Annotated in this window: 5 protein-coding genes; 1 reads left to right on the top strand and 4 read right to left on the bottom strand. The window is 72.6% G+C overall.

Annotated elements, in window-relative coordinates; all coding sequences use genetic code 11:
- Positions 1 to 108: 108 nt before the first annotated feature.
- Positions 109 to 1311, bottom strand: coding sequence for a cytochrome P450 (locus VFW24_00245; protein ID HEX5265179.1), 1203 nt, complete (start codon positions 1309 to 1311; stop codon positions 109 to 111).
- 17 nt (positions 1312 to 1328) lie between these two features.
- The gene (locus VFW24_00240) at positions 1329 to 3617 is read right to left on the bottom strand and encodes a CoA transferase (protein ID HEX5265178.1); all 2289 of its coding nucleotides are present in this window, start codon (positions 3615 to 3617) and stop codon (positions 1329 to 1331) included.
- Positions 3618 to 3643: 26 nt separating this feature from the next.
- On the opposite strand from VFW24_00240, the gene VFW24_00235 reads away from it, so the two are divergent.
- A complete protein-coding gene (locus VFW24_00235) occupies positions 3644 to 5221 on the top strand; it encodes a FadD3 family acyl-CoA ligase (GenBank protein ID HEX5265177.1) in 1578 nt (525 codons plus the stop codon).
- On the opposite strand, the gene VFW24_00230 is transcribed toward VFW24_00235, so the two are convergent.
- Complete coding sequence (locus VFW24_00230) at positions 5218 to 6033, bottom strand: enoyl-CoA hydratase/isomerase family protein (protein HEX5265176.1); 816 nt, start codon at positions 6031 to 6033, stop codon at positions 5218 to 5220. The genes VFW24_00235 and VFW24_00230 overlap by 4 nt on opposite strands.
- Positions 6034 to 6042: 9 nt before the next feature.
- On the bottom strand, positions 6043 to 6742 hold a 700-nt coding region (locus VFW24_00225), incomplete at its 5' end, for an enoyl-CoA hydratase/isomerase family protein (protein HEX5265175.1).

Below are 6742 nucleotides of genomic sequence, written 5' to 3'. Positions count from 1 at the left end.
CGCCCGATCGGGGGTCACCGCTGAGGGACCGGCCAGGCCGGGAACGGGGATGCGGACTATCGCCACCGCGTCACCGTAGAGGATGCCGGCCCCCGCGGCCGGGCCCGGCTACAGCCTGATCGGCACCTGCTTGTAGCCGCGCACGGTGCTGGTGTGGAGGCGCACGGCCCGCTCGTGGTCGACCTCCCAGCGCGGGAAGCGGGCCAAGGTCTCCTCCAGCGCCACCCGCCCCTCCAACCTCGCCAGCGCGGCCCCGAGGCAGAAGTGGGGCCCGATGCCGAACGAGACGTGCTGGTCGAAGCGGCGGTGGATGTCGAAGTGGTCGGGGTCGGGGTAGGCGCGCTCGTCGCGGCCGGCGGACCCGGTCAGCAGCAGCACCTTCGAGTCGGGCGGGATGAGCTCCCCGTGCAGCTCGACGGGGCCGGAGGTCCACCGTCCCTGCACCGGGGAGGGCGCCTCGAAGCGGAGCAGCTCCTCCACCGTGTTTGGGATCAGGGACGGGTCCCGGGCCAGCTCGTCGCGCTGGTCGGGATGGGCGTCGAGGACGACCGCCGCCCATCCGAGCAGGCGGGCCACGGTCTCGGTCCCCGCGCTCACCAGAAGATTGGCGAAGCCTGCGCCCTCCACGTCGTTCAGCCGTCGGTAGGCACCGTCCTCCTGGCTCAGCTCCGCCTCGACGAGCGCGGTCAACAGGTCGTCGCGCGGGCGCGCCCGGCGCTCGGCCAGCTGGGCCTGGAGATAGGCGTTGAGCTCGATCTGGGCGCCGAGCGAGACGTCGTTGATCATCCCCACTTCCGGCTCGATGTAGAAGACGGTGTCGATCAGCTCGAGGACGCGCGGACGGTCAGCGTCGGGAACGCCGAGCAGGGAGGAGATGATCTTGGACGGGAGCTGGGCGCCGAAATCCTGCAGGTAGTCGAAGCCCTCCCCCCCGACCTGGGGGTCGAGGTGCTCCCGGCAGACGGCGCGCACCCGCTCCTCGAGGGCCCCCACCCGACGGGGTGTGAAGGCACGCGACACCAGCGCCCGCAGCGAGTCGTGCTGCGGCGGGTCCATGAAGATCATCATCCCGGGCTGCTGGTCGAGCTGGTGGCCCATCAGCTCGAGCACCGTTCCGCGGCCCGAGAGAAAGGTGGCCGGATCCCGGTGGGCGGCGTTGACGTCGGCGAAGCGGCTGAGGGCAAAGAAGTCGAAGCGCTCGTTGCGGTACACCGGCGCCTCGTCGCGCATCCGCCGCCACGTGTCGTACGGCTCCGTGTCCAACCGGGTGTCGAAGGGATCCCAGTACACCTCTTCGTCGAGCCGCGTCATCTCACCCTCCCTATCCGTCAGTATCCGGCCAGGCGCTCCCCGACCACTCCTGCGGTACGGAGCGCGGCGACCTGTTCGGACGAGTACCCGGCCTCGGAGAGCACCTCGTCGTTGTGCTGGCCGAGGGTCGGCGACACCCGGTGCAGCCAGGCCCCGACCCGCCCGAAGCGGAACGGCATGGTCGGCACCTCGTGGGCGCCCGTCACGGGGTGGTTCTCCGTCTCGAACAGGGCCCGATGGCGCAGCTGGGGGTTCTGCGCCACCTCGCGGGGGACTATCACCGTGGCCGCCGGCACGCCGGCCGTCACCAGACGCTCGGCCACCTCGTCGGCATCGAGCCCGGCGCACCAGGACGAGAGCCGGCCGTCGATGTCGTCGTGGGCGTGGCGCCGCCCCGCAGCCGTGGCAAGGTCCGGATCCTCGGACCACGGCGGCGAGCCCAGCACGGCCACCAGAGCGGCCCACTGACCGTCGTCCTCCACCGCCACCGCCACCCAGCGGTCCTCGCCGGCGCAGCGGTAGACGCCCTGGGGCGCCCCGGGACCACGGTTCCCCTCCCGCACCAGGACCCGGCCCGACGACGAGTGCTCGACGAGCTGCTCGGCCGCGGCGTTGAGCGCCGCCTCCACCATGACCGACTCGACCAGCGATCCGTGACCATCGCCGGCGCGGCGGCGCAGGGCCAGCAGGGTGGCGAACACGGCGTGCATCCCGGCCAGCGGATCGCATGCCCCCCGCACGAGGACGGGCGGCCCGTCCGGGAAGCCGGTGCGCCACGCCATCCCCGATACGCACTCCATCGTCTGGGCAAAGCCGGTCCGGTCCCGCCACGGCCCGTCCAGCCCGAACGCCGGCATCCGGACCATGACCAGGTCCGGGTTCACGGCCCGGACCTCCTCCCAGCCCAGCCCGAAGTTCTCCATGACGCGCGGGGTGTAGTTCTCGATCAGAACGTCGGCGGAACGGAGCAGGTCGAGGAACACCTCCCGTCCCGCCGGCACCCCGAGGTCGACGGTGACGCCGCGCTTGTTCACGTTGACCGCGTGGAACAGGGCGCTCCACTCCCACCACGAGTCCTCCGGGGGCCGCTTCACCGACGAGAAGCGCATGCCGTCGGCGCGTGCGGTCGACTCCACCTTCACCACGTCGGCACCGAGCGCGCCCAGGGCGCAGGGGGCGGACGGTCCCGCCCACCACGCCGTGCAGTCGATCACCCGCAGGCCCTCGAGGGGCAGGCGCCACGTGCCGGCACCCCGCCCGGGCCGGGCCGGCCAGCTCGGCGCCCCGTCGTGCTCGCCGACCTCGGGAACGGGCCCGGCAGCCGGGGCGGGGCCGTCCTCCATCCGGTACGGCGGGCGGGGCTGGACGAACGCCCCGGACGCCGCCGGCTGGAGCACGCCCCGGGCGCGGAAGTGGTCGCACTCCAGGATCCCGGGGGCGTCGAGCACCGGCCCGCTCGGGATGCGCAGGAGGGAGGCGGCCTCCAGCAGCTCGTCGGATGTGCGGGGCAGGGTGAACTTGTGGACCGCCTCCAGGAACTCGCGCCGGCGGGAGAAGCGGCGGTGGACGGCCCGCAGCTCCTCGTCGGCCAGCCAGTCCTCCCTGCCGATCAGGACCAGGAAGTCCTCGAACTGCTGGGCCGAGTTGGTCGTGAACACGACGTAGCCGTCGGCGCACGGCTCGACCGACGGCACCTCGACGGTCCGTCCCGTCCCCGCCTGCCTGGGCCAGCCGGCAAACGAGGCGAATACCGACGGGTAGGTGACCATGGTGACGGCCATGCAGTCGAAGGTCGCCACGTCGACGTGTTCCCCGTGGCCGCACCGCTCCGCCTCCCGCAGCGCCGCCAGAGCCGCCACGGCGGCATAGGTGCCCGCCATCCACTCCCCGATCCGGCCCCCGGCGGCCAGCGGGGGCTCCTCGGGAAGGCCCCGTTGACCGATGGAGCCGCACGCCGCCTGCATCGTGAACTCGGTGGCGGGGCGGCCGACCCACGGCCCGCCGCAACCGAAGGGCGTGATGGTCACCACCACGAGAGCCGGATTGGCCCGCCACAGGGCGGCCGTGTCCAGGGGCCGGTCGGCCACCACCACGTCGGCGCCCGCCAGCAACCGGTCGGACCCGGCGAGCACCGACCGCTTGGCGGCGTTGAGGAAGGCGAACAGCGCCCCGGAGCCCTCGGCCCGGAGCGGATCCCCGCCGGCGGGCTCGACCTTCACCGTGTCGGTACCGGCGTCGGTGAGCAGCTTGGCGCAGTAGGCGCCGGCTATCCCGGTGGACAGCTCGAGCACGCGTACGTCGTCCAAGGGTCTCATAACGTATCCGGCGATCTATGGGCGGTCCGCACGCACATCCGGAGACCATTCCCGCCGCCCTGCGGCGCGCCGCCACCGCCTACGGCGCCGAGGAGGCCGTGGTCGAACGCGGGCGCCGGGTTTCGTTCGCCGAGCTGGCCGGGCTGGTGGACGACGCCGCCCGGGCCCTCGTCGCCACCGGCGTGCAGCCCGGGGACCGGGTGGCCATCTGGGCGCCGAACAGCCTGGAGTGGATGGTGGCCAGCTTTTCCGTCTACGCGGCCGGTGGCGTGCTGGTCCCCCTCAACACCCGCTTCAAGGGGGAGGAGGCGGGCCACGTCCTGCGCACGTCGGGGGCCCGGGTCCTGCTCGGCACCACCGACCTGCTCGGCACCGACCTCCTGGCCCTGATCGAAGCCGTCCCGGGGCTCGACGCCCTCGACCGCACCGTGGTGCTCCACGGCCCGGCGCGGGCCGGAGCTGTGACGTGGGAGCAGCTCCTCGGGCGGGGCGGGGCCGTCGACGCCGCGACGGTGCGCGCCCGCGAGGAGGCGGTGCGCCCGGAGGACCCCTCCGACATCATCTTCACCTCCGGAACCACGGGCCGGCCCAAGGGCGCCGTGCTCACCCACGGGGCCAGCGTGCGGACCTACCTGGCCTGGTCCGAGCTGGTCGGCCTGCGCCGCGGCGACCGCTACCTCAGCGTCTACCCCTTCTTCCACACATCCGGGCTCAAGTCCGTGATCCTGACCTGTCTCCTCTCCGGCGCCACGCTGAGACCCCACGCCGTGTTCGACGTGAGCGCGGTGATGGCGGACGTGGCGAGGGAGCGGGTGACGGTGCTGCCGGGGCCCCCGACCGTGTTCCAGTCGATCCTGGAGCACCCCGACCTCGCCTCCTTCGACCTGTCCAGCCTGCGCCTGTCGGTGACGGGTGCGGCCATCGTGCCGGTCGAGGTCGTGCGCCGGATGCGCGCCGAGCTCCGGTTCGAGACCGTGGTGACGGGTTACGGGCTGACCGAGACCACGGGCACCGTGAGCATGTGCCGTCACGACGATCCACCCGAGGTGGTGGCGCACACGGTGGGCAGGCCCCTGCCCGGGGTCGAGGTGACGATCGACGGTACCGGCGCCGACGGGACCGGCGCCGGGGGAACCGGGGAGATCCTGGTCCGGGGCTTCAACGTGATGAAGGAGTACTTCGCCGATCCCGAGGCCACCGCCGAGGCGGTCGACGCCGACGGGTGGCTGCGCACGGGTGACATCGGCTTCGTCGACGACGACGGCAACCTCCGCATCACCGACCGGAAGAAGGACATGTTCATCGTCGGAGGCTTCAACGCCTATCCGGCCGAGATCGAGGGGATCATGCTGCAGCACCCGGCCGTGGCCCAGGTGGCGGTCATCGGGGTGGCCGACCACCGCCTCGGTGAGGTCGGGGCCGCCTTCGTCATCCCCCGCGCCGGCGCCGACGTCGCGGAGGAGGAGCTGGTCGCCTGGTGCCGCGACCACATGGCCAACTACAAGGTGCCCCGCACCGTGCGGCTGGTGGACTCCTTCCCGCTCACGCCGAGCGGCAAGGTCATGAAGTACGTGCTGCGCGAGCAGGCCCTCTAACCCTCGGCCTCGAGGGGCTGCCACGCCGGCTCCCGCTTCTCGGCGAACGCACGCGGCCCCTCCTCCTGGTCAGGATGGCCCCACATCGACACCAGGTGCCGGGCCCCCTGGCGGCACGCCTCGGTCAGGCCCGCCTCGAGGGCACCCCACAGGGCCCGCTTGGTGGCGCGCATGGCCGCCGGGGAGTTGCGGGCGATCCGCTCCGCCAGGGCCTGGGCCTCGGCGCGCAGCCGCTCGGGCGGGTCCACGATCTGACTGATCATCCCGAGCTCGAGCGCGCGCTGGGACGACAGCCGTTCGTGGCGCCCCACGAGGGCCATGCGCATCACCGCCTCGAACGGGATCTTGCGCGCCAGGCCGATGGCTTCGAGGGCGACGACCTGGCCGACCGACACGTGGGGATCGAAGAACTGGGCGTCGGAGGCGGCGATCACGATGTCGGCGTCGGCCACCCAGTGGAACCCCCCGCCGGCGCAGATGCCGTTGACGGCGGTGATGACCGGCTTGTCCACCCTCTGGTGCCAGGCCGTGAAATGGAGGTCGAAGCGCTCGACCGACTCCCGGTAGCGCTCCATCCCCACCCCGTCGGACGCGATCTCGACCACGTCCACGCCCGTCTGGAAGGCCTTGCCCTCCCCGGTGTGGACGATCACCCGGACCTCCGGGTCGGCGTCCAGCTCCCGCCACGCCACGGCAAACTCGTCGCGCATGCCCGCATTCATGGCGTTGAGGCGCTCCGGGCGGTTGTTGATCAGCCACCCCACGGGCCCGTCCCGCTCCACCTTCAGGAACTCGAGGGCGCTGTAGCTCACGTTGTCTCCTCAGCTCTCGAGGGCGCTCCACAGCGCCTGTTTGGTGGCTCGCAGGGCGGCCGGGTCCTCACGGGCGATGGTCTCCGCCAGAGCGCGGGCCTCGGCGCGCAACCGCTCCGGCGGGTCCACCACCTGGCTCACCATGCCGACCTGGTAGGCCCGGGCGGCCGACACCCGCTCGCTCCGCCCCGCCAGAGCCATGCGCATCACCGTCTCGAACGGCATGCGCCGGGCCAGACCGATCACCTCGTAGGCGCTGACCTGACCGACCGACACGTGCGGGTCGAGGAACTCGGCGTCCGAGGCGGCGATCACCACGTCGGCGTCGGCCACGAAGTGCAGCCCGCCACCGGCGCACACCCCGTTGACCGCGGCGATCACCGGCTTGCCCACCTGGTTGTGCCACGCCGTCAACCGCAGGGTGGCGTCGCGGGTGCGCCGGGACTGCTCGCGGAGCGCGTCGCGCTCCCGGTTCAGCTGCACCACGTCGAGACCGGTCTGGAACGCCCTTCCGTTGCCGGTGTTCACGATCACCCGGACCCGAGGGTCGGCGTCGAGCTCCGCCCACGCCCTCTCCAGCTCGGCCAGCATGCGGGCGTCCATGGCGTTGCCCGCCTCGGGCCGGTCGAACACCAGCCAGCCGACCGCACCCTCGCGCTCCACCAGCAGGGTCTCGTAGGCCATCAGCTCCGCGGCACCTCGGACCAGG

The organism is Acidimicrobiales bacterium (genome assembly GCA_036273495.1).
Lineage (GTDB): Bacteria > Actinomycetota > Acidimicrobiia > Acidimicrobiales > JAJPHE01 > DASSEU01.
The sequence above is the reverse complement of the archived record's forward strand: the minus strand, read 5'-3'. Positions and strand labels throughout refer to the sequence as shown.

Excerpts from the sequence above, each read along its gene's own strand:
- VFW24_00245 (HEX5265179.1), bottom strand. The coding sequence starts at position 1,311 with ATGACGCGGCTCGACGAAGAGGTGTACTGGGATCCCTTCGACACCCGG.
- VFW24_00235 (HEX5265177.1), top strand. The coding sequence starts at position 3,644 with ATGGGCGGTCCGCACGCACATCCGGAGACCATTCCCGCCGCCCTGCGG.